Here is a 20,316-nt window from a genome sequence, read left to right on the forward strand (position 1 = left end):
GATCTCACCCCGCAAAAAATAGCAAAGACTAACGCTTCATGATTATACTCGCATAGCCAACGATAGCGTCAGGGGATCTGCTTACCTCAAAGCTAGTTGTATAATGCAAGAGCTCCGCCTCCTTAGCTTTCATTAACCTGGAATATATTATTCCAGCACCTACCCCTCCAGGACCACACATGGTGTGATTCATTTCCCTTATCTCGGAGAACATCCCATCTAGATCAAAATCCAGGATCCTTCTTATTATTCTCATATCCCAATCCCTCACCATGTTTGGCAATTCCTCGGGCCTCCCCCTAAACGGTACGTATCCGTAAAAAGATCCATAATGCATGAAATCCGTGCTAGCTATGATTATTGTATCCCTCCCCAGGGAAGTGGAAGCCTCAAAGATGGATCTCCCAAGGGATCTTGAAACCTCTTCATCCTGAATTCCCAAAGTGATAGGGACTATCTTCACTTCAACGCCAGCTTTCTCAGCTATGTATTGGATGAAGGGGAGCTGAACCTCTATTGAATGCTCGTACTTATGAGCCAGATCATCTAAATCCGCAATACCGGAGCGTTTGACTATTTCCTTAGCAAATTTAGAATCCACCTTAATGCTACCCATGGGCGTTATCCATTCTCCCTCGGGATACAGCGCTATTGGTGAGCCTAGTCCTGTATGATTAGGGCCAAATATTACGAACACCTCTGGGAGGCCATCTTCATATATTGCCTTATAAGTTCTTGAAGCGGTAAAGCCAGAAAATACGTAACCTGCATGGGGCGCAACTCCAGCTGTAATTGTTCTTTTTGTTCCCTCTTCCCCTAGATCCTTAAAGAAGCTACTAAGCATCTCAATTAGGGCATCTCCCTCAGGATAAAACTGTCCAGCAACGGCGGGATACCTTCTCATCTTTGCCACCTCATATAGGATTAAACATATAGCTAAAAACTCTTAGCCGAACCCGTTAATAGTAATAATGAAGAACCTTTTACTAATCCTTTTTCCCTTGCCTTCCAGTAACCAGCAAGAGCGGTTGCCGATGTTTCTTCAATAAAGAAACCATTTCTCCTAAGCCAATGATATCCTGCCAGCGTTTCTTCTTCACCAACACTAATGCAAAAACCAGAGGTCTCCCTCAGAGCAACTTTCATTTCCTCAATTCTCGGAGGATTGGGAATTGCTATTCCGTCTGCAAGTTTGTTAACACTCTTAGATCTCTTGCATAAGCTTTCATATCCCTCGGCCTGGACTGCAACGAGGGATGGCATTTTATTGATTTCCCCCATTTCAAGTAACTCTTTGAACCCTTTCCATATCCCTAAGAATGCCGTTCCACTCCCAACTGGAACGAATATATACCTAGGGATTCCAATCTGCTCATATATTTCAAAGGCTATAGTCTTAGTCCCTTCCAGGAAGTAGGGGTTTAACCAATGAGATGCATAAGGAATACCTGTCCTCTCTGAGAACTTCACGGCCTCCTCATGGACTCTCATTCTATCCCCCTCAACGAAGTGCAATCTAGCGTTTACAGAATTTAATCTTGCTATCTTCTCTGGTTTTGCATTGTAAGATAAGAACACATGAACCTTTATTCCTTCGGCCATGCCATAAGTGGCTAAACTCAATCCGGCGTTTCCAGAGCTATCAATGACTACTTCATCAATTCCTTCTTCTTTTATCTTTGCAACTGTAACATAAGTCCCCCTATCCTTAAAGGAGCCAGTCGGTTGTAGATAGTCAAGCTTCAAATACACTTCGTCAGAGATCTTACTTATGGGAGTGATACCTGGAGTTAATGATGGTAAAAACTTCTCATCAACAGGTAAGTAATCAATGTACCTTCTAATATCCAGAAACTTTCTTGGAGCAAAGCTATCGTACTTCCTTTTAACGAGTAAAGTCCCACCACAAGTGCATCTTAGTATAAATTTTTCTTCAAATTTCCTCCCGCATTTAGAGCAAATTAACATTAAAATCACCGAAAGAAAAAAGAAAACAAATCTACCTCCTAACGATTTTCATTTCAAATTCTTCAACTGGAATCTTGAACTCTTCCCTGCTAGATATTTCTCCCCTGTTATAAAGTATCTCCCTTGCCAAAATCCAATATATAAGGGCTAACGCCTTTCTACCCTTATTGTTAGTCGGTATTGCAAGGTCAACGTAGCTTAAGAGGTTCTCGGTATCAACTAGAGCAACTATTGGAATCCCAATCTCTATTGCTTCTTTCATTGCCTGGTGGTCGGCCCTTGGGTCGGTTATTATTATAACCTCCGGCTCAAAGAAGTTTTTAACGGCTGGATTTGTCATTGTCCCCGGAAGGAATCTACCTGGTATCGCCCTTGCTCCCGTAACTTCCCCAAACTTCTTAACTGGCTTCTGACCATAAAGCCTAACGCTTACGGCCAATATGCTCTGAGGCTCGAATCTGGCTAAGAATTTCCCTGCAACTTTCAACCTTTCATCAGTCTTCCTAACATCCAGGACGTAGAGGCCATCCTGCCTTACCCTGTAAATGAACTTCTTCATATCCTTGGTTTTCTGCTGAGTCCCTATATGCACTCCGGCCGCCAGGTATTGATCAAGGGGTACCAAATACTCATCAGCCATATCACACACCTCCTACTCTTCAAACGTTATTATTCTTCCCCTTTCCCCCAATTCCTCAGCAATTCTATTCAATTCGTTTATCTTCTCAATTGAGCTCCAACTTATTAACATAGCAGGGCACCTTAAACCCAATGCAATGTGTGGAAATGTTTCATCGGCGGGCTCGTATTTCGCCTCGGCTAAAATTGGTGTTATTTTTTCGGCCTTTACATCATTCACGAAGTTATACAAATCGGTGAGCGTTCCAAGGTTTATAGGCTTTATTGATAATGCATTATAGTACCTCCTATCAAGTACGCTGTTAGTTCTAAAGAGGTATTCCCCATCAATGAAAACTCCATGGGTACCAGCTATTAGCTCTAAAAAAAGTTCAGGTGGCCCTATCGGTTTTATGTATGCCACATTATAATCTTCAACCAAATTTAATACCTTCTCAATATCCATTTCTTTTTTCATGCCAATTCCCAAGGCCACCTCAAGTCCAAGTTCAACCCCCACATCTTCGGAAGCTTTCGATAAGTTCTCAAGGTTTATCTCCTTCACAATCTCTCTGATCTTATTGGTGGCATCTATTATATCGGTAACCTCTAGAAGGTCTTTAACTACCAGATAATAATCAAACATGTCATCCTGGGCAAAGCTCAAAACTGGAACCGGCAATTCAGTAGCAAATGTCCCACCAATGTATGAATATAGGGGCATGTCTCTTGAATTCGCAGCAGCCTTTGCTATCGCTGTAGAAACGGCCAACGCTGTATTAGCCCCTATGTGGCTGAAATCTTCCGTTCCATCTATCTCCCAAAGGTAACTATCTATTAACTCCTGCTCCGAGGCATCAAATCCTATCAATTCTGGCCCTATTATTTCATCCACTTCACTTACCGCCCTTCTAGCCTCGGCAATATGGAGCATTGGATTGTCATCTATGGGGGAAGTGAATCTACCAAAACCCTCGTCTGTTGCAACATCTACCTCAACCGAATATTTTCCACCTCTCAATACGGCAATTCTGCCGATAATGTTTTGTATCACACTCATTATTCATCAGCTCGGCCTTATTACTGTTATTGGAATTACTCCCTTTTCAAATTCCATTATAGCTGCTTCAAGAGGGGTTATTCCTTCGGGAACATCTATAAGCACTGGAGCGCCCATGGCAATTTGAAGGGCCCTTGCACCTATAATTCTAGCCTTCTCAAACCTCGTGTACTTAAACACTCAGCACCACCTCAAGTATTTTGGTGGGGCCGCCGGGATTTGAACCCGGGTCTCCGGCGCCCCAGGCCGGGAGGATAGCCAAGCTACCCCACGGCCCCACTTAAACAGAGAAAGGATGTTTTTAATAGACCTTATAATGCATTATGTCATCAATAAGCTCAACGTGACTAAGTAACATTCTTCTGCAGCAATACCTCTCTAAACCAAGATCATCCAACACCTTTTCTGGATCTTCCCCGGCCTCTACCCTTCTCTTAAACTCATAATACTTATCCCCAATGACTTTCCCACATGTGAAACATCTGACTGGAATTATCAAGGGACCCACCCCACTTGTCTTCGATAATAAAAAAGTTTTTAAAATTAACGGAATATATTCAACGATAACTCTTTTGTCTCTTAGCCCTTGGACCCTTAGTTGACCTATTTGGCTTGTGGGGCTCTGTTCTTCTTGGATCTCCGACCAACATTGTTCTATCATACTTGATGAACTTTTCCTTAAGGTTCATGTCTCCAGTCCATTCTACTAACGCTCTTGCTATCGCTATCCTTGCGGCCTCCGCTTGACCCATGAAGCCTCCTCCTTGAACCTTCACATCAATGTCAACGCTATTCCAAATTTCCTCCCCGGCCAAGATGAGAGGTTCGAGGATCGTAAATCTTGCTATCTCTGGCTCTATTATCTCCACCGGCTTTCCATTGATTCTAACCCTTCCCCTTCCTTCCCTAATGACGGCCCTAGCGATTGCAGTTTTTCTCTTTCCAGTAGTTTGAATGATCCTCATCTATATCACCTCAGAACTTCCCTCCTAAGAACTTAGCAACCTCACCAACGGTTACATACTTAGGTCTCGATAACCTTGAAACGTGAGCCTCTACAATTGTTTCAAGTTGCTTATCTTGAAACTCTTTAGGAATGCCAACGTAAACCTTCAGTCTCCTGAAGGCCTTCCTTCCGCGATCTGTCTTCCAAGGAAGCATCCCTCTGATGGTTCTTCTAACTATTTCGTCACTTCTCTTGGGATAAAATGGACCTCTCCTGGGATTAGTTAGCGTTCTAAGTCCAGTTCTTTGCTTATATTTGCTGAATATAACCTCCCTATTCCCTGTAATTACTGCCTTTTCAGCATTTACTATTACGACTTCCTCACCTTCAAGAAGCATCTTTGCAACTCTTGAAGCAAGCCTCCCAAGTATGAGTCCATCAGCATTAATAATCCTCATAACTCATCACTCCATTATAATCACTCCACTACCTTTGGGATTCCTCTCAATGAGTTCCTCAATCGTTATTGCTTCTCCACCAGCCTCGGTTATCTTCTTCCTAGCAGTTTCACTGAATTTCCATGCTGCAACGATGACCTTCTTCTCTAACTTGCCAGCTCCGAGAACACTTCCTGGGACAACTATCATATCTCCATCCTTAGCGTATCTGTTGATTTTACTGACGTTCACCTCTGCCCTCTGCCTTCTGGGTCTTTCGAGCCTCCAAGCTAAGTCTTTCCAGATCTTTACGCCTTCTTCATTAGATTTTTTCTTAAGGAAACGAATGAGCCTTCTAAGGTTTGGATCAGTTGGACCAGTCCTCTTCATGAAAGCATTCCCCCTTCTTGCAGTTAAATTCTCGCTGGAGACAAGATAATTAATGTAAATTTTGGTGCGGGGGCGGGGATTTGAACCCCGGAACCCCTACGGGACGGGACCCTAAATCCCGCGCCTTTGACCAGGCTCGGCAACCCCCGCTCAATTCAACCAGCTAATCTTTGAAGCTCATTTATAAATCTATCGGCCTTCCTCATTAGTATTCTAAGCGCTATCTTGACTATTTCCTCAACGGGCAACTCTCCATTAGTCTCAACAACAAATACGTAAGTATCTGGCACTATTTCTTCCCAAATTTCCTTCCCTTCATATTCCTCAAACTCCTTGGGAATATAAAATGGCTTTATAGTTTCGACTATTACCTCCTCTTCATTCTCCTTAGTAGGTAGACCCCTCTTTTTAGCTAGCTTTGCTAATTTTTCCCACCCATTAATCTTTTTGCTTATATGAACCCTCGTAAAGTATTTATAATATGTGAAGCCAGGCTGCCATTTTGCATGATCCTTTCCCCTTCCAAGTTTTGCATATGCATTAAAAACCAGCCTTTGACCCTTGGCTAATTTTACGATTGGAATATCAGGAGTGACTGGCTTCACATCGGGGTCATCACTTTTTAGATCTCCTGAATACACAATCCCAGGGCCTTCAGCCTCCAGTGAAAGTGTCACAGTGTAATCATCAAGCTCCAATGCATCTAACTCAAACCTATCTGTAGGTGTCTTTAATGGGATCATTGCAAGCCTGTGCGCAATTATTTCATCAAACAATGCGGAGTCATTTTCATAGAATTCGACTTCATCAACGGCAAACGTCGGAACTTCACCCAATATCGTTCTCCTGAGAGCATTTGCAAAAGCGACACTAACACCTTCCAGGATAAAGGTTATTGAATCCTCAGTCTTTTTTAGAATTTTAATCTTAACCATTTCCATTTCCTCCAAAATGGGAAAATGAAGAGTCAAACACGCCTTCCTCTCCTTCCACCCTTGGGCCTAGTTCCATCGTGTGGAATTGGAGTAACGTCCTCAACCCTTCCTATTTTAAGTCCTGCCCTAGCCAAGGCCCTAATTGCAGCCTGTGCACCTGGCCCAGGAGTTTTGCTTTTGCTTCCTCCTGGGGCCCTCACCCTAATGTGAACACCGACAATTCCCTTTTCCAATGCTTCTTCTGCTGCTCTCCTAGCAGCAAGCATTGCTGCATAGGGGGAAGGCTCATCCCTGTCAGCTTTAACTACCATACCACCGCTCCATCTGCTTATCGTTTCCGCACCGGTGATATCAGTAATGTGAATAATGGTGTTATTGTAGCTTGAGTATATATGGGCTATACCCCACTTCTCCTTTTTCTTTATGTTAACTTGTTCCTCGCTCATGCCTCACCACCCTGCTTAGCCTTCTCGATCATCATCCTCTCTGGATGTTGGGGATTAGCAAATGGCGATGTTCTCGCATAGGTTATCTTATCTTCCTCCTCCTTTAGAACTAGATAACTTGGTGACCTTATTATCTGACCGTTAACTTCTATGTGACCGTGAACTATCAACTGCCTAGCCTGCCTCATCGTCCTTGCAAGGCCCTTCTTGTAAACTATAGTTTGAAGTCTCCTCTCAAGGATATCCTCAACTGTCAAAGACAGTACATCGTCAAGAACAGCATCCTCTGGAAGCAGACCAAGTCTCTTTAGTCTAGACAAAAGTTGCTCTCTCTCAATCTCAGCTTGCTTACCTCTTGCAGCGAGCAACCTTCTAGCCCTTCTCCTGAAGTTCTTAAGCTGAGTCTCATGCTTCCAGAGCTCCTTCTTGTTCTTTAGTTCATACTTATCCATAAGAACTCTTTCTCTATCAAGTCTCTCCTTAATCCAGGGATGTGGCGGGGTTTCATACTTCTTCCTCTGCCTCTTAGGATCGCCCATTCATACCACCTCACTTCTTCTTCTTGCTCACGCCAACGGTTTGACCTCTCCTAAAGTTGGATCTAGTTCTCTGACCCCTAACAGGTAGGCCAAGCTCATGCCTTATACCTCTGTAAGCCCTTATCCTCCTAAGTCTCATTATATCTTCTCTTATAGCCATGTCAAGCTTTGCCGTAATGAGGTGTAGATCCTTACCGGTTTCATAATCTTTAGGTCTGTTCACGGCCCATCTGGGAATTCCATGGGACACTGGATCCTGGAGTATTTCCTCGATCTTCTTGACCTGCTCGTCAGTTAAGTAACCGGCTTTCATGAACGGATCCAATCCAGCTACCCTGCATACCATCGTAGCGAAATTAATGCCAACTCCTTTTATTGCAGTGAGCGCCCACCTTAATTGCTTATTTCCGTCTAAATCAACTCCCGCAACACGAACTATGTGTCTAAAGTCAACCATTTTATCCCCCTCCAGATTGAGTGAAATTCTGGCGCCGGGACGGGGATTTGAACCCCGGCGGGCAAACGCCCACGGGCTCTCAAGGCCCGCGCCCTACCAGGCTAGGCTATCCCGGCATACACCCTATACCCTGAACCTTTAGCTAACTCGACTACCTCGGTGAAGGTGTCCTGCATTAACTCTTTAATAAACTTTGCCCCTAACCTCGTCTTAATAACTAACTGTAGCATACCGTCATCGTGAAGGTAATTGGGAGCATTTATAACTATTTCCCTCAGAACATCCTTTCCAGCATGAACGGGAGGATTAGTTATTATTGAGTTAAATTTTTCTCCTTCAACGGGCTCATAAAGGTTCCCAAGCCTAACCTCCCCATTGCTCACGTTGTTGAGCTTCATATTCTTCCTTGCTATTGTTACGGCCCTTTTGTTTATATCCGTCATAACTACATACTCAACAAAACGTGAAGCTACGATACCTATTGGACCATATCCACAGCCCAGATCGAGAACCTTCCATCCGGGTTTTAAAATCATGTTTTTTATCAAGAGTTCAGTCCCTCTATCGAGCTTCCCAAAGGAGAAAACGCCACTAGCTGTTATAAATTTAAAACAATAACCTCTAATGCAAACTTCGATTAATTTAGTCTTCATTGGCGTTGATTGATCCCTTGAGTAATAATGGGGCATCAAAAACATCAAGCTCCAAAATAGTTAAAAAGCTTGACGTAAAAGTTAAACTGAGGTGAGTATATGAAATTTAAACTAATATTAGTTATCACAATGGTTGCTATTCTCTTTGGCTGTTTAGCCCAAGAGGAAAAAACTGCATCAAAGTTTGGACAACTTCGAATGGGAACTAAAATAGAAGAAAGGGGAAATAACAAAGTCCTTGTGAGGATATTTATAAAAAACGTTGGAAATTCAACTGTTAGGGTGGCCATGCCCATATACTTCGTAACCTTAAAGTTCCAGCTTTATAAGGGAAATGAAACGCTGAAATTCAAGGGCCCTGTACCGACTTACCTACCATTAACGGAGAAGCAGACTAAAATTCTTAAACCGGGAGAAGGGTTGGAAACAGAATATCTAGTAGATCTCTGTTGGTGGAACGTGAGCAAGGGAAAATACACCCTTTCGGTAATTTACGATACGATTAACGTAGAAAGTAGGGGAACTGACTTCGTTAGGGTAAGATTTGAAGTAAAGCAAAACGTTACAGCTAATAAAACATGTTAAGCAAAAAGATGAGAGGATGCTTCCATTGGCAAAGACTTAGTGGAAAGTTCCATCAAAGCCTACCAAAGCTTTGGATACCAATCCCTGGGCATAAATACCTTTTCAACGTCTACCGCTATCCCCTTGCTTCTCTGCATCATTTCCTGGGAGGTCATCATAGCCTTTCCCAATGCTACCAGTTCATCCTTCAACGTCATTATGGCCACTAGATCACCTCTCTTAATCCCAACGTTAAGCTTAACTATCCCAGGAACCGTTAAATTAGCACCATGAGCTACAGCAGCTACTGCTGAATCCTTAATCCAGATCTTCGGTAAGTGCTCGACGGCCTTCTCCATTGGCTGAATAGCCCTTCTGAGATACTTTTCTATTCCATCCTCCTTCCAGAAGTGATAATAATCAACTAGATCATGAAGCGTAACTAAAGTTTCATCCTCCTTAAAGGGTCCGCTCCTAGTCCTTCTCAACTCCGCCATGTGAGCACCCACGCCGAGGGCAAGGCCAATGTGATGGATCAAAGACCTTATATACGTTCCGGCCTCGACTCCTACTTTAAATAAAACATCCCTACCATCTATTTCCAGAATTTCTATATAATAAACTTTCCTAGTTCTAAGTCTCCTCTTAACGGCACTTCTTAGGGGTGGTCTCTGAATTATCTCTCCCTCAAATTCTTTCATGACGTCAATTATTTTATTCTCCGGGACATCTCCGTGAAGATGCATTAAAGCTACATACTCCTTTCCAGCTGGAAGTAAAGCTTGAACTACCCTAGTTGCTTTCTCTAAAGCAACTGGTAAAACTCCACTAACTTTAGGATCTAAAGTTCCTCCATGGCCAGCTTTCTCTAGATTAAGTATTCGCTTTATCCATGCAACTACCTCATGACTGGTAGGCCCAGGAGGTTTATCCAAATTTATAACTCCATATTGAATGTGCAACTCAATAGGCCTCTCGTAAGGAGGAAAACCCCATTTAGGGTTCGTTTCAGCATTTTCATCTTTTATTAACACTTCCCTTTTAATATCAGCGGGAAGCATCCTCCTTACCTCATCTCTCGCCATACCACCTCACCAGAGAAAATCTCCCGTCTAGTTTTATAAATTCTTGTTGAAAAATTTATAAGTTAAGAGATTATCTCTCAGTTAATGTAGTGTGAGAAGGGGGTTATAGGAGATGATACCTGAGCATCTCTCAATTTATACTGCATATAATGCAAATATTGACGCGATAGTAAAATTAAATCAAGAAACGATTCAAAATCTTATAAATGCCTTTGATCCAGACGAAGTTAAGAGAAGGATCGAAGAATATCCGAGAGAGATCAATGAGCCCATAGACTTTGTTGCGAGACTAGTTCATACCCTTAAATTAGGTAAGCCAGCAGCTGTCCCCCTGGTCAATGAGAAAATGAACGAATGGTTTGATAAAACTTTCAGGTATGAAGAGGAAAGATTGGGGGGTCAAGCAGGGATTATCGCAAATACCCTCGCTGGACTTAAAATAAGGAAGGTTATAGCATACACTCCATTCCTACCAAAAAGACTAGCAGAACTTTTCAAGAAAGGCGTCTTATATCCTGTCGTTGAAAATGGAGAATTACAGTTTAAACCTATACAGGAGGCATATAGAGAGGGAGATCCCTTAAAAATAAACAGGATATTCGAGTTTAGAAAGGGATTGAAATTTAAGCTTGGGGATGAAACTATAGAGATTCCCAACTCTGGGAGGTTTATAGTTTCAGCTAGATTCGAAAGCATAAGTAGAATAGAAACAAGGGAAGACATCAAACCGTTTTTGGGAGAGATCGGGAAAGAGGTTGATGGAGCGATATTTTCAGGATATCAAGGCTTAAGAACCAAATATTCTGATGGTAAAGATGCCAACTATTACTTAAGGAGGGCTAAGGAAGATATAATAGAGTTTAAAGAAAAAGATGTCAAAATTCACGTAGAATTTGCATCCGTCCAGGATAGAAAGCTTAGAAAGAAGATAATTACAAATATATTACCATTTGTCGACAGCGTTGGAATAGACGAAGCGGAAATAGCCCAGATTTTAAGTGTTCTTGGATACAGAGAGTTAGCGGATAGAATATTCACCTATAATAGGCTTGAAGATTCCATACTAGGAGGGATGATAATACTCGATGAACTCAACTTTGAAATCCTACAAGTACACACGACTTACTACCTGATGTATATAACCCATAGAGATAATCCCTTAAGCGAGGAAGAACTTGCCAAGAGCCTTGAATTCGGAACGACACTTGCTGCTGCAAGGGCATCACTTGGGGATATAAGGGGCCCGGATGACTACAAGGTTGGACTTAAAGTTCCATTCAATGAGAGAAGCGAGTACGTAAAATTGAGATTTGAAGAAGCAAAATCGAGGCTTAGAATGAGAGAATACAAGGTGGTTGTTATTCCCACAAGGCTAGTTCAAAATCCAGTGCTAACCGTAGGTCTCGGAGACACAATCTCAGCAGGGGCCTTTTTAACGTACCTTGAATTTCTCAAGAGGCACTAGCTTTTTAATTAGATCTCCAATTCAAACTTGGTGGTGTGATGGAGTTTAAGAAGTTAGTTCCCTATAGAGAAGCCTTGAAGCTTCTTCTAGATGACATCAATGAAATTGAGGATACCGAAAAAGTTCCCTTGAGGGAGGCGGTGGGACGTGTTCTAGCTGAGGATATAGTAACTGAATTTGACATTCCCCCTTTTGATAGGGCAGCCGTAGACGGATATGCTATCAGAGCGGAAGATACATTCCAAGCTAGGGAGTACAATCCCATAGAGCTAACGGTTATAGAGGAAGTTCCCGCTGGAAACGTTGCAAAAGAGGAGGTAACAACCGGAAAGGCAATAAAAGTTCTCACCGGAACCAGAATTCCAAAAGGCGCTAATGCAGTTATAATGCAGGAAATGGTAAAAAGAGAAGGAGATAAAATTTACGTTTTAAGGCCTGTTGCTCCCGGACAAAACATAGCTTTCACTGGGGAGGACGTAAAAAAAGGGGAAGTGGTTCTTAGAAAAGGAACCATTTTAAGGCCTCAAGATGTAGCAATGCTGAAGGCCCTTGGAATAAAGAAAGTCCCAGTAAAGGTAAAACCAAAAGTTGGAATTATAATAACGGGAAGCGAGCTCATAGAGGAGCCATCGGAGGAGGGATTTAAAGAGGGTAAGATCGTGGAGACGAATTCAATAATGCTCCAGGGGCTTGTCGAAAAGTTCTTTGGGGAACCAATTCTCTATGGAGTATTGCCAGATGATGAGTCAATTATAAAGGAAACCTTAGAGAAAGCCAAGAACGAATGCGACATCGTTCTAATAACGGGAGGCTCCGCATTTGGAGATAAGGATTATGCTCACAAGTTTGTAAATCTTCTCTTCCATGGAACAACGATAAAGCCAGGAAGACCATTTGGATACGGAGAGAAAGTCTTCATAATGAGCGGTTATCCAGTATCCGTTTTTGCCCAGTTCAATCTATTCGTTAAGCATGCACTAGCTAAAATGGTGGGAGCTCAAAATTATGAAGTTAAGGTAAAAGCCATCCTTCAGGATGACATTCCAAGTCAATTGGGTAGATATGAGTTCATAAAAATCTATTATGAAAACGGGATAGCGAGAGTTATCAAGAAAAAGGGAAGTGGAATACTTTCATCCCTTCTGGCTAGCAATGCATACTTAGAGATCCCAGAGGACAGCGAAGGTTATAGGAGGGGTGAAGAAGTTTGGATTACTCTATATTAAAAAGGGAGTGGAAGAAGATTTTCTCCATTTTATACCTATCGATCCTGGTAATTGCTCCATCCTATTACATGATTAAAGAAGCTAGACTCAACGATTATATGGGGGATGAGGTCTGGTACGTTCCTGCAACAAGAAACATGCTTAACATGCTCGGGATAAGAACGCACTATATTGATAATAATTCCACCGGCGTTAATATATTTTTGAAGGAGCCCCTTTATGTTGGGAAGGTCGTTATTAACATTTATGGAATTAAAATAGAGAAGTCTGTAAGGGAGTATCCCAAGATCCCAGAATTGGTTAGAAAGCTAGGAATTAACATTGAGTATTTACCCTTTAACTATACAAAAAATGAAAGTTATTGGGAAAATCTAAAGCTAAAAATATGGGAGATAGCAGAAAGAAATGGGTTTTTAGAGTATGAAACATATTCAAAATTTCCCGGTGTTTATTATGTAATCCCAGTAGAAAATTATGAAAGGTTTATGAAAGAACTGAGCAACTTTAGCGACATCGTTGTAGTTCCCGGCTATAAATATCCCGATGAAGAAAATATTCACAAGTACCTAAACACCGAACACCCTTTTTTGGGGAAAGATCTTATCGCCTTAGGGATGCTAGCAAATGATAAGCCTCTTTACTGGAGGCTCCCAGGAATAATTGAACATGCATTGATAGTTTTAATAGTTGCCTTCGTATCCTACAAGATAGCAAGAAGCTACCTTGCTACTTTAATATCAGCGACGTTTGTAGCTCTAGATCCCTTGCTCTTTGCTACGGGAATAGTTGCAATGCTAGACATTCACGTTGCCTTCTTTGTTGCCCTCTTCATGCTATTCCTAACGATAAGGAGGCTTAGAATAAGTGGAATTTCCTTAGGACTTGCAGCGGCGACAAAGCTCAGTGGAGCATTTGTATTTCCAATACTCTGGGCCAAGATACTTAAAGAAGAGGACCTCAAGGAGTTCATAATTTCTGGAGTAGTACTTCCGGTAATTGCGTTTCTAGTTCCGGAGATTCCAATAATAAAAGCGATCGGCTTTATACCTTGGCTTGAGGAATTTATGGGAAGCTTTTCCTGGCATCTCAGCTTTAAAGGGGAGCATCCCGCTGAAGCTCCATTCTGGCTATGGTTCATATCCCTCAAACCCTTCCCATTTCACTTTAATCCAGACGTTTACGCTGTAACGGATCCTATACTCATGATATCCATGATAGCATTCATATTTGCAGTACCGTATGTTTCGCTTAGGAGAAAGGGATTAGGAGAGATATTCTGGATGTTCTGGTCGATAATAGGATTCTTTGCCTTACAGTACATTTTAGGAGGAAAAACACAATTCATATTCTACGCAACTCCGCTCGTCCCACCAGGAGCAGTTGCATTGGGTGTTATTAGCTATGAGATAATAAAATGGGAATATTTCGAGAGGTCAGTAAAAATTTACATGAACTACCTAAGATCACTTAAGGAATTTATCAAGCGTTAGCTGATTTTTTCTAAACCTTTCCTCTATCTTCCTAGCGGTTTCCCAAGTTCTCCTAACTATTGGAGGAAAGTCACCATATTGTTTGTAATATTCTTCAAGCCACTCCTTAGTTCTCGGATCACTCGGATAGCCAGAACCAAATTCCCCATACTTTTGCTTTAGCTTCTCTATCTCTCTATCCCTAGTGACCTTTGCAATTATTGATGCTGCCGATACTATCTCATACTTTGCATCGGCTTTATGCTCGGCGATAACCGTGGCTTCATATTTCAACCCAGCCTTTATTAGACTAGCAAACCTCTTAGGATCTACATCGGCAGAGTCCACATATATCTTCTGCGGCTTGATCCTTAAAGAATTCAAGGCTACAACGAATTTCTCAGCTTCTAGTTCATTCATAGAATGATGCCTCTCATCTATTTCCTTGGGGGTAACGAGAAGAACATAATAATCGTCTAGGATATCTATTAATTTGCTAAATAGTTTTTCACGTTGCCCAGGAGTTAATTGTTTGGAGTCTTTAACCCCAATGTCACGTAACCTCTCAATATTTTTCTCATCTATAACGGCTACTCCAATTACTAACGGGCCAATTACCGGCCCCCTCCCCGCTTCATCAACTCCAGCAACCTTCATATTATTTTCCTCCTGAGGGCAAGTACTCCATATATTGTTCCCAGGAATATTGTAGCTAATCCACTTGGGGGAATATTAAAGTAGTAACCTAAAAAAGTCGATGATACTTGAATCGCCAAGGTTAATCCCAAACTTATACCAACGAACTCTCTAATTCCCCTTGATATGGTTAAAGCTATGGCCCCAGGTAAAACAGCTAAGACTTGGAGGGTGATTAATCCTACGGTCTTAACGATCAACCCTCCTACAGCACCAACCAGGAAGTAGAGTAGCATTAAGTAGAGCCTTACATTTCCACCGTGACTCTCTAACCCCTCAGGGTCGAAGCTCAAGTAAAGGAAGTCCCTATAGAAGATTACCATTATTGTAAATACTAAAAAACCCCCAATAACCAGGAGAGTCAGATCGTCGAAAGTAATTAAGAAAATCTCACCCGTTAAGTAGCTTACTATGCTTTCGGAGAGGGCGAAGTATGGCCTAGAGGCCATAACTTTATACAGAATACCAAACCCTAAAACCGTCAAACCAGCTATTATTCCCGCCATCGTCCCAACGGCCGTATCGGAGGAATAACCCCTAATCTCCATCTCAGCTATTCCAATGACCACTATTATGGCAATTAAGAGAGATATCCAGAATATTAAAGAGAGGTCACCCATGATTAATCCTAGAATCATTCCTAAAACAGCACCAAATAATAAAGCATGGAACGTGGCATGGGTGAGGAAGGCTACTCCTTTAACGTTAATTAGAGGACTAAGTAACCCTAATAGTGTACTCACCATTAAGCTAGCTAACAGGGCCCTAAGGAGATACTCCTCAATCATCTACCTCACCATTAAATGCACATCTCCTATTATACAATACAGCTTCTTTCCAACTCTAACTGTCTTCGAAGCGGGCCCATAAACCTTCCCTATTATCTCATCCCTCAACACTTCGTCAGGAGTCCCAAAAGCTACAAGCTTCTTATTGATTAGCATTACCTTATCCCCAATCTCCGCCAATGGGTTGATATCATGGGTTGTTATTATCATGCTTATTCCAAATTTTTCTTTTATTCTAGATAGCACCGACGTTACTTCAAGTCTCGCCTTTGGATCCAATGCAGAAAGAGGTTCATCTAGTAAAAGGAGCTCTGGCTCCGACATTAAGGCTCTGGCAATTATAACCCTTTGTTTCTGCCCCCCACTAAGCTCTCTAAATGACCTACTAGATAGATCTTTTAATCCCAAGAATTCGAGTACTTTAATTCCTTTTTTAATGACCTCCCTGGGAACATTAAAGTGAACAATTCCCCTTTTATAGATAGCACCCATTGCCACAACGTCAAGAACGCTCAGAGGCACCCTTGAGTTTATGGAGAATGTTTGAGGTACATAGGCAACCCTATCCTTAACCTCGAGCGGCGATTTACCAAATACCTTTAAATATCCCTTGTATTCAGTATGAAAGCCAGCAAGAACTCTTAATAACGTTGTCTTACCTGCACCATTCGGCCCCAATAATAGTAGCGTCTCTCCGCGCTTTAATTTAAACGTTAAATCTTCAACGGCATTCACACCATTATACATTATTGTTAGGTCTTTAGCCTCAATAACGTATTCCATATCCCTCGCCAAAATTTGGTTGCCTTAATACTTCCTTAAAAAGGTTATGTAACTGAACATTCGACAATAATTCAAGAAATTGTGGAGTTTTATCCTCTGTGAGTTTTCAAAACGTCTAAAAGGATTGCCCAAAAATGCACAAGGTTTAAATTTAAGTTAAGCAAATATTAGCATGGTGATTCTTAATGACCTACAGAGAGTATAGGGACAAGGTATTACACTTTATTGAGGAGCATGAGAAGTGGAGAAGCCATACGATAAATTTGATCGCAAGTGAAAACATAACATCGCCAAGTGTCAATAGGGCCGTGGCCTCAGGTTTTATGCACAAATACGCCGAAGGATGGCCAAAGCAAAGATATTATCAGGGATGTAAGTACGTTGATGAGGTAGAACTTATAGGTGTAGAGCTATTCACAAAGCTGTTTAAGAGTGATTACGCTGATTTAAGGCCCGTTTCTGGAACGAACGCTAACCAAGCTGTATTCTTTGGCTTAGGTCAGCCAGGAGACAAAGTAATAGTTCTTCACACAAGCCATGGAGGACATATAAGCCACATGCCCTTCGGTGCTGCTGGAATGAGAGGTTTAGAGGTTCACACATGGCCATTTGACTTTGAAAGCTTCAACATCGATGTAGATAAGGCTGAAAAGATGATAAGAGAGTTAGAGCCAAAGATAGTCGTCTTTGGAGGTTCACTGTTCCCATTCCCACATCCAGTAAAGGAACTTGCCCCAGTGGCTAAGGAGGTTGGGGCCTTCGTAGTTTATGATGCAGCCCACGTCCTTGGATTGATAGCCGGAGGAGAGTTCCAGGATCCACTTAGAGAGGGAGCAGATATAATGACAGCTTCAACCCACAAGACCTTCCCAGGACCCCAGGGTGGAGTAATACTTTACAAGAAGTTCGCAGATGATGAGACGATAGCAAAGCTTCAGTGGGCAATATTCCCGGGAGTAGTGAGCAACCACCACCTCCACCACATGGCCGGGAAAGTAATTACAGCAGCAGAGATGTTGGAGTACGGTGAAGCTTACGCAAAGCAGATAGTAAAGAATGCAAAGGCCCTAGCTGAGGCTTTAGCCGAGGAAGGCTTTAAGGTTATCGGAGAAGACCAAGGATATACAAAGAGTCACCAAGTTATAGTGGATGTAAGCGACTTACACCCAGCAGGTGGAGGATGGGCCGCTCCACTTCTTGAAGAGGCCGGAATAATCCTCAACAAGAATCTATTACCATGGGATCCACTTGAGAAGGTCAACGAACCAAGTGGATTAAGAATTGGAGTCCAGGAAATGACGAGAGTTGGAATGATGGAAGATGAGATGAAGGAGATAGCCCACTTCATGAAGAGAGTCCTGATAGACAAGGAGGATCCAAAGAAGGTCAGAAAAGACGTTTATTACTTCAGGCTTGAATACCAGAAGGTTTATTACTCCTTCGACTATGGACTACCAATGAAGGAGTGAGCTTCTCCTTTTCTTTATATATTCATAAATTATATAAGCCTTTACCTTCTACAAGGTCTGATGGTCAAGGTAATATTTTTTGACTTAGATGATACTTTAGTTGATACAAGTAAGCTAGCGGAAATAGCGAGAAAAAATGCCATAGAGAACATGATTAGACATGGGCTTCCAGTCGACTTCGAGACAGCATATTCCGAGTTAATAGAGTTGATAAAAGAGTATGGAAGTAACTTCCCATACCATTTTGATTACCTTTTAAGGAGGCTTGATCTCCCCTACAACCCAAAGTGGATTTCTGCTGGAGTTATAGCTTACCATAACACCAAATTCGCATATCTAAGGGAAGTCCCCGGAGCGAGGAAAGTTTTGATAAGGCTTAAAGAGCTTGGTTATGAACTCGGGATAATAACCGATGGAAACCCAGTAAAACAGTGGGAGAAGATATTAAGATTAGAGCTAGATGACTTTTTTGAGCACGTTATAATTTCAGATTTTGAAGGGGTAAAAAAGCCTCATCCAAAGATCTTTAAAAAAGCATTAAAAGCCTTTAACGTGAAACCAGAAGAAGCCTTAATGGTTGGAGACAGGCTCTATTCCGATATTTATGGGGCCAAGAGAGTCGGGATGAAGACAGTCTGGTTTAGATATGGAAAGCATTCAGAGCGAGAGCTAGAGTACAGGAAATACGCTGATTATGAGATAGATAATCTAGAAAGTCTCCTGGAGGTGCTAGCTCGTGAAAGTAGTTCAAATAAGAAAGTTCATCCTCCTAGACAACAAATATAAATCAAAAGTGATCAGCGGAAAGAAAGTTACCACGATAAGATTTGGAAAATATGAGGCAAAGCCTGGGACTGAGGTTTACATCGTCATAACTCCAAGCGATACTGCAATAGCGAAGGCCAAAATAAAGGGAATAAGGACTAAAAAGGTAAAGGAATTAACAATAGAAGATGCCAAGCTTGATGGATTCTCTGATGTAAAAGAACTAGTTAGGGAATTATCCAGAATTTACGGCGAACTACATGGAGAGGATGAAGTTACTATAATCGAGTTTGAAGACGTGGAACCTCTAAAAGAAGGAATTCCTCTGAAGTTGCTGAAGGGCCTTAATTACAGAGATCCTTATAGGATAGCAGAGCTCGCCCTGGAAAATTTCAAAGAGCTAAACCTGTCTGAGGACACTAAATTGATACTTTCAAAAGTTGTTCAAAATGGATTAAGAGAAGCTGCAAAGAGATTTGGACCAAAAAGGCTTCAGCAGGCACTCTTAAAGGCATATCATTCCTTATACGAGGAGGGCATTATATGAAAAAGCTGATACTCCTGGGAATACTTTCCCTTATCATAGGATTACTGGAAGCCCTTGAAGCCTTTAATAGCATAAATAATGTGATAAACGCTGAACTACCCTATGGAGGGAATTTAACATCCGCTACCACAAAGCTTGCAGATACATCTTCAATATTGGGAATATTAACTTTAGTTGTAATTGTTGAGACCCTAAGAGGAAAAATAAAACCCAAAGATGCCATAAGACCCTATGTATCGATTTTTTTGGTTTTAGCAACCGTTGGAATCCTTAAAATTATTTACCATGTTCCGAGGCCAATATCCTATGGAAAGGGTATCGAGTCTCTTGCATTTCCCTCAGGACATACTGCTAAGGCTTCAGCACTTGCAAATTATTTGGGAGATTTATGGCCAAGAGCGAGATTTCTCATATACCTCTTTCCAGTGACAATAGGAATAACTAGAATACTACTTCACGTTCATTGGTTCAGTGACGTACTTTTCAGCTTATTTTATGGGGCCTTTATAGATGAAAGTGTTAAGGTAGTATGGAGGAGGATGAGGGTATGAAATTCGTAGAGATCCTGCTGCTCTCTCTAGTTCCTACATTCGAAGGGAGATATGCTATAATCTATGGATTAGCAAAAGGTTATCCGATGTTAGAAACACTTTCTGCCTCGGTATTGGGGGTTCTCATATTATCGATCACCCTTCCGAAGCTTCTTCCCGTAATAGATGTTATTATGGATAAATTAAAAGGAACGGGACTCAAACCCTTTGCCGATTTATACACATCCTACCTGGAAAGAACAAGGAAAAAAGCAAAACCTTATGTCGAAAGATGGGGCTTCTTGGGATTAATGATCTTCGTTGCGATCCCACTCCCAGGAACTGGAATTTGGACAGGGGCCTTAGCTTCCTATCTCCTTGGAATTAGTGAAAGAGCGTCAATTCCAGCACTACTTATTGGAGGACTGCTCAGCGTCATGATAACGGCCTTTCCAGCTATAGGTTATCTAAAAATTTGAA

At 41.8% G+C, this 20,316-nt stretch carries 27 protein-coding genes and 3 tRNA genes; 9 read left to right on the forward strand and 21 right to left on the reverse strand.

Translation table 11 applies throughout. The features are described 5' to 3' along the window. Positions 1-28 precede the first annotated feature (28 nt). The 17 genes from PH_RS07685 to PH_RS09615 form a co-directional block, all read right to left on the reverse strand. Complete coding sequence (locus PH_RS07685; protein WP_048053443.1) at positions 29-904, reverse strand: MEMO1 family protein; 876 nt, start codon at positions 902-904, stop codon at positions 29-31. 32 nt (positions 905-936) lie between these two features. After that, the gene (locus PH_RS07690) at positions 937-1,968 is read right to left on the reverse strand and encodes a pyridoxal-phosphate dependent enzyme (RefSeq protein WP_048053444.1); all 1,032 of its coding nucleotides are present in this window, start codon (positions 1,966-1,968) and stop codon (positions 937-939) included. A 31-nt stretch (positions 1,969-1,999) separates the two neighbouring features. Beyond that, on the reverse strand, positions 2,000-2,608 hold the full coding sequence (rpsB, locus tag PH_RS07695; RefSeq protein ID WP_048053445.1) for a 30S ribosomal protein S2: 609 nt from the start codon (positions 2,606-2,608) through the stop codon (positions 2,000-2,002). 12 nt (positions 2,609-2,620) lie between these two features. Further along, positions 2,621-3,646 (reverse strand): hypothetical protein, encoded by a 1,026-nt coding sequence (locus PH_RS07700; RefSeq protein WP_010885702.1) that lies wholly within the window; start codon positions 3,644-3,646, stop codon positions 2,621-2,623. A 6-nt stretch (positions 3,647-3,652) separates the two neighbouring features. Next, the gene (locus tag PH_RS07705) at positions 3,653-3,826 is read right to left on the reverse strand and encodes a DNA-directed RNA polymerase subunit K (RefSeq protein WP_010867659.1); all 174 of its coding nucleotides are present in this window, start codon (positions 3,824-3,826) and stop codon (positions 3,653-3,655) included. A gap of 21 nt (positions 3,827-3,847) precedes the next feature. Further along, positions 3,848-3,924: transfer RNA gene (locus PH_RS07710), tRNA-Pro, on the reverse strand. 23 nt (positions 3,925-3,947) lie between these two features. Then, a complete protein-coding gene (locus PH_RS07715) occupies positions 3,948-4,145 on the reverse strand; it encodes a DNA-directed RNA polymerase subunit N (RefSeq protein WP_048053446.1) in 198 nt (65 codons plus the stop codon). Between the two features lie 58 nt (positions 4,146-4,203). Then, positions 4,204-4,611 carry a 30S ribosomal protein S9 gene (locus PH_RS07720; protein ID WP_010885704.1) on the reverse strand — a complete coding sequence of 136 codons (408 nt, stop codon included), beginning with the start codon at positions 4,609-4,611 and terminating at the stop codon, positions 4,204-4,206. Positions 4,612-4,621: 10 nt separating this feature from the next. Then, the gene (gene rplM / locus PH_RS07725; RefSeq protein ID WP_010885705.1) at positions 4,622-5,050 is read right to left on the reverse strand and encodes a 50S ribosomal protein L13; all 429 of its coding nucleotides are present in this window, start codon (positions 5,048-5,050) and stop codon (positions 4,622-4,624) included. A 6-nt stretch (positions 5,051-5,056) separates the two neighbouring features. After that, entirely contained in the window at positions 5,057-5,419 is a 363-nt protein-coding gene (locus PH_RS07730; RefSeq protein ID WP_010885706.1) for a 50S ribosomal protein L18e, read from the reverse strand. A 62-nt stretch (positions 5,420-5,481) separates the two neighbouring features. Beyond that, positions 5,482-5,569, reverse strand: a tRNA-Leu gene (locus tag PH_RS07735). A 5-nt stretch (positions 5,570-5,574) separates the two neighbouring features. Beyond that, positions 5,575-6,354 (reverse strand): DNA-directed RNA polymerase subunit D, encoded by a 780-nt coding sequence (locus PH_RS07740; protein WP_394295099.1) that lies wholly within the window; start codon positions 6,352-6,354, stop codon positions 5,575-5,577. A gap of 32 nt (positions 6,355-6,386) precedes the next feature. Beyond that, complete coding sequence (locus tag PH_RS07745; protein WP_010867653.1) at positions 6,387-6,800, reverse strand: 30S ribosomal protein S11; 414 nt, start codon at positions 6,798-6,800, stop codon at positions 6,387-6,389. Continuing rightward, positions 6,797-7,339 (reverse strand): 30S ribosomal protein S4, encoded by a 543-nt coding sequence (locus PH_RS07750; RefSeq protein WP_010885708.1) that lies wholly within the window; start codon positions 7,337-7,339, stop codon positions 6,797-6,799. Before PH_RS07750 ends, PH_RS07745 begins: the two co-directional genes overlap by 4 nt. A gap of 10 nt (positions 7,340-7,349) precedes the next feature. After that, positions 7,350-7,796, reverse strand: a complete 447-nt coding sequence (locus PH_RS07755) for a 30S ribosomal protein S13 (protein ID WP_010885709.1) — start codon at positions 7,794-7,796, stop codon at positions 7,350-7,352. A gap of 29 nt (positions 7,797-7,825) precedes the next feature. Next, a tRNA-Ser gene (locus PH_RS07760) sits at positions 7,826-7,912 on the reverse strand. Beyond that, a complete protein-coding gene (locus tag PH_RS09615; protein ID WP_070099042.1) occupies positions 7,898-8,485 on the reverse strand; it encodes a class I SAM-dependent methyltransferase in 588 nt (195 codons plus the stop codon). The genes PH_RS07760 and PH_RS09615 overlap by 15 nt, the downstream gene beginning before the upstream one ends. Positions 8,486-8,548: 63 nt before the next feature. Between PH_RS09615 and PH_RS07765 the strand changes: the two genes are divergently transcribed. Continuing rightward, positions 8,549-9,034 carry a hypothetical protein gene (locus PH_RS07765; protein ID WP_010885711.1) on the forward strand — a complete coding sequence of 162 codons (486 nt, stop codon included), beginning with the start codon at positions 8,549-8,551 and terminating at the stop codon, positions 9,032-9,034. A gap of 59 nt (positions 9,035-9,093) precedes the next feature. Here the strand turns inward: PH_RS07765 and PH_RS07770 are convergent, their stop codons facing one another. Then, positions 9,094-10,098 carry an RNA-guided pseudouridylation complex pseudouridine synthase subunit Cbf5 gene (locus PH_RS07770; protein ID WP_010885712.1) on the reverse strand — a complete coding sequence of 335 codons (1,005 nt, stop codon included), beginning with the start codon at positions 10,096-10,098 and terminating at the stop codon, positions 9,094-9,096. A 112-nt stretch (positions 10,099-10,210) separates the two neighbouring features. Here PH_RS07770 and pfkC point away from each other — a divergent pair, with 112 nt between their 5' ends. From pfkC to PH_RS07785, 3 genes are all read left to right on the forward strand, one after another. Continuing rightward, complete coding sequence (gene pfkC, locus PH_RS07775; protein WP_010885713.1) at positions 10,211-11,563, forward strand: ADP-specific phosphofructokinase; 1,353 nt, start codon at positions 10,211-10,213, stop codon at positions 11,561-11,563. A gap of 38 nt (positions 11,564-11,601) precedes the next feature. Next, positions 11,602-12,789 carry a molybdopterin molybdotransferase MoeA gene (gene glp, locus PH_RS07780; protein WP_048053447.1) on the forward strand — a complete coding sequence of 396 codons (1,188 nt, stop codon included), beginning with the start codon at positions 11,602-11,604 and terminating at the stop codon, positions 12,787-12,789. Positions 12,790-12,857: 68 nt separating this feature from the next. After that, on the forward strand, positions 12,858-14,279 hold the full coding sequence (locus PH_RS07785) for a hypothetical protein (protein ID WP_010885716.1): 1,422 nt from the start codon (positions 12,858-12,860) through the stop codon (positions 14,277-14,279). Here the strand turns inward: PH_RS07785 and rnhB are convergent. The 3 genes from rnhB to PH_RS07800 are packed head-to-tail and all read right to left on the reverse strand — an operon-like array spanning position 14,253 to position 16,525. Then, on the reverse strand, positions 14,253-14,915 hold the full coding sequence (gene rnhB, locus PH_RS07790; RefSeq protein WP_010885718.1) for a ribonuclease HII: 663 nt from the start codon (positions 14,913-14,915) through the stop codon (positions 14,253-14,255). The two genes, PH_RS07785 and rnhB, sit on opposite strands and share 27 nt — an antisense overlap. Continuing rightward, positions 14,912-15,742, reverse strand: coding sequence for a metal ABC transporter permease (locus PH_RS07795; RefSeq protein WP_010885719.1), 831 nt, complete (start codon positions 15,740-15,742; stop codon positions 14,912-14,914). The genes rnhB and PH_RS07795 overlap by 4 nt, the downstream gene beginning before the upstream one ends. After that, the gene (locus PH_RS07800; protein WP_010885720.1) at positions 15,743-16,525 is read right to left on the reverse strand and encodes a metal ABC transporter ATP-binding protein; all 783 of its coding nucleotides are present in this window, start codon (positions 16,523-16,525) and stop codon (positions 15,743-15,745) included. 185 nt (positions 16,526-16,710) lie between these two features. Between PH_RS07800 and glyA the strand changes: the two genes are divergently transcribed. From glyA to PH_RS07825, 5 genes are read left to right on the forward strand one after another with little or no spacing between them, the layout of a single operon-like run. Further along, positions 16,711-17,994 carry a serine hydroxymethyltransferase gene (gene glyA, locus PH_RS07805; RefSeq protein ID WP_010885721.1) on the forward strand — a complete coding sequence of 428 codons (1,284 nt, stop codon included), beginning with the start codon at positions 16,711-16,713 and terminating at the stop codon, positions 17,992-17,994. A gap of 60 nt (positions 17,995-18,054) precedes the next feature. After that, positions 18,055-18,780, forward strand: a complete 726-nt coding sequence (locus PH_RS07810) for a TIGR02253 family HAD-type hydrolase (protein WP_010885722.1) — start codon at positions 18,055-18,057, stop codon at positions 18,778-18,780. Further along, entirely contained in the window at positions 18,731-19,306 is a 576-nt protein-coding gene (locus tag PH_RS07815) for an ASCH domain-containing protein (protein WP_010885723.1), read from the forward strand. Before PH_RS07810 ends, PH_RS07815 begins: the two co-directional genes overlap by 50 nt. Continuing rightward, the gene (locus tag PH_RS07820) at positions 19,303-19,857 is read left to right on the forward strand and encodes a phosphatase PAP2 family protein (RefSeq protein ID WP_010885724.1); all 555 of its coding nucleotides are present in this window, start codon (positions 19,303-19,305) and stop codon (positions 19,855-19,857) included. Before PH_RS07815 ends, PH_RS07820 begins: the two co-directional genes overlap by 4 nt. Then, a complete protein-coding gene (locus PH_RS07825; RefSeq protein ID WP_048053449.1) occupies positions 19,854-20,315 on the forward strand; it encodes a COG2426 family protein in 462 nt (153 codons plus the stop codon). The genes PH_RS07820 and PH_RS07825 overlap by 4 nt, the downstream gene beginning before the upstream one ends. Position 20,316: the final 1 nt, after the last annotated feature.

Origin of the sequence: Pyrococcus horikoshii OT3 (assembly GCF_000011105.1) — an archaeon.
Taxonomy (GTDB): Archaea; Methanobacteriota_B; Thermococci; order Thermococcales; family Thermococcaceae; genus Pyrococcus; species Pyrococcus horikoshii.

What these genes read in the sequence shown, in the direction of transcription:
- pfkC (WP_010885713.1), top strand. Translation starts at nt 10,211, where the DNA reads ATGATACCTGAGCATCTCTCAATTTATACTGCATATAATGCAAATATT.
- PH_RS07730 (WP_010885706.1), bottom strand. Translation starts at nt 5,419, where the DNA reads ATGAAGAGGACTGGTCCAACTGATCCAAACCTTAGAAGGCTCATTCGT.
- PH_RS07795 (WP_010885719.1), bottom strand. Translation starts at nt 15,742, where the DNA reads ATGATTGAGGAGTATCTCCTTAGGGCCCTGTTAGCTAGCTTAATGGTG.
- rplM (WP_010885705.1), bottom strand. Translation starts at nt 5,050, where the DNA reads ATGAGGATTATTAATGCTGATGGACTCATACTTGGGAGGCTTGCTTCA.
- glp (WP_048053447.1), top strand. Translation starts at nt 11,602, where the DNA reads ATGGAGTTTAAGAAGTTAGTTCCCTATAGAGAAGCCTTGAAGCTTCTT.
- PH_RS07770 (WP_010885712.1), bottom strand. Translation starts at nt 10,098, where the DNA reads ATGGCGAGAGATGAGGTAAGGAGGATGCTTCCCGCTGATATTAAAAGG.
- PH_RS07825 (WP_048053449.1), top strand. Translation starts at nt 19,854, where the DNA reads ATGAAATTCGTAGAGATCCTGCTGCTCTCTCTAGTTCCTACATTCGAA.
- PH_RS07740 (WP_394295099.1), bottom strand. Translation starts at nt 6,354, where the DNA reads ATGGTTAAGATTAAAATTCTAAAAAAGACTGAGGATTCAATAACCTTT.
- PH_RS07765 (WP_010885711.1), top strand. Translation starts at nt 8,549, where the DNA reads ATGAAATTTAAACTAATATTAGTTATCACAATGGTTGCTATTCTCTTT.
- PH_RS07700 (WP_010885702.1), bottom strand. Translation starts at nt 3,646, where the DNA reads ATGAGTGTGATACAAAACATTATCGGCAGAATTGCCGTATTGAGAGGT.
- PH_RS07720 (WP_010885704.1), bottom strand. Translation starts at nt 4,611, where the DNA reads ATGAGGATCATTCAAACTACTGGAAAGAGAAAAACTGCAATCGCTAGG.
- PH_RS07745 (WP_010867653.1), bottom strand. Translation starts at nt 6,800, where the DNA reads ATGAGCGAGGAACAAGTTAACATAAAGAAAAAGGAGAAGTGGGGTATA.
- PH_RS07685 (WP_048053443.1), bottom strand. Translation starts at nt 904, where the DNA reads ATGAGAAGGTATCCCGCCGTTGCTGGACAGTTTTATCCTGAGGGAGAT.
- rpsB (WP_048053445.1), bottom strand. Translation starts at nt 2,608, where the DNA reads ATGGCTGATGAGTATTTGGTACCCCTTGATCAATACCTGGCGGCCGGA.
- PH_RS07750 (WP_010885708.1), bottom strand. Translation starts at nt 7,339, where the DNA reads ATGGGCGATCCTAAGAGGCAGAGGAAGAAGTATGAAACCCCGCCACAT.
- PH_RS09615 (WP_070099042.1), bottom strand. Translation starts at nt 8,485, where the DNA reads ATGCCCCATTATTACTCAAGGGATCAATCAACGCCAATGAAGACTAAA.
- glyA (WP_010885721.1), top strand. Translation starts at nt 16,711, where the DNA reads ATGACCTACAGAGAGTATAGGGACAAGGTATTACACTTTATTGAGGAG.
- PH_RS07800 (WP_010885720.1), bottom strand. Translation starts at nt 16,525, where the DNA reads ATGGAATACGTTATTGAGGCTAAAGACCTAACAATAATGTATAATGGT.
- rnhB (WP_010885718.1), bottom strand. Translation starts at nt 14,915, where the DNA reads ATGAAGGTTGCTGGAGTTGATGAAGCGGGGAGGGGGCCGGTAATTGGC.
- PH_RS07820 (WP_010885724.1), top strand. Translation starts at nt 19,303, where the DNA reads ATGAAAAAGCTGATACTCCTGGGAATACTTTCCCTTATCATAGGATTA.
- PH_RS07690 (WP_048053444.1), bottom strand. Translation starts at nt 1,968, where the DNA reads ATGTTAATTTGCTCTAAATGCGGGAGGAAATTTGAAGAAAAATTTATA.
- PH_RS07785 (WP_010885716.1), top strand. Translation starts at nt 12,858, where the DNA reads ATGATTAAAGAAGCTAGACTCAACGATTATATGGGGGATGAGGTCTGG.
- PH_RS07810 (WP_010885722.1), top strand. Translation starts at nt 18,055, where the DNA reads ATGGTCAAGGTAATATTTTTTGACTTAGATGATACTTTAGTTGATACA.
- PH_RS07755 (WP_010885709.1), bottom strand. Translation starts at nt 7,796, where the DNA reads ATGGTTGACTTTAGACACATAGTTCGTGTTGCGGGAGTTGATTTAGAC.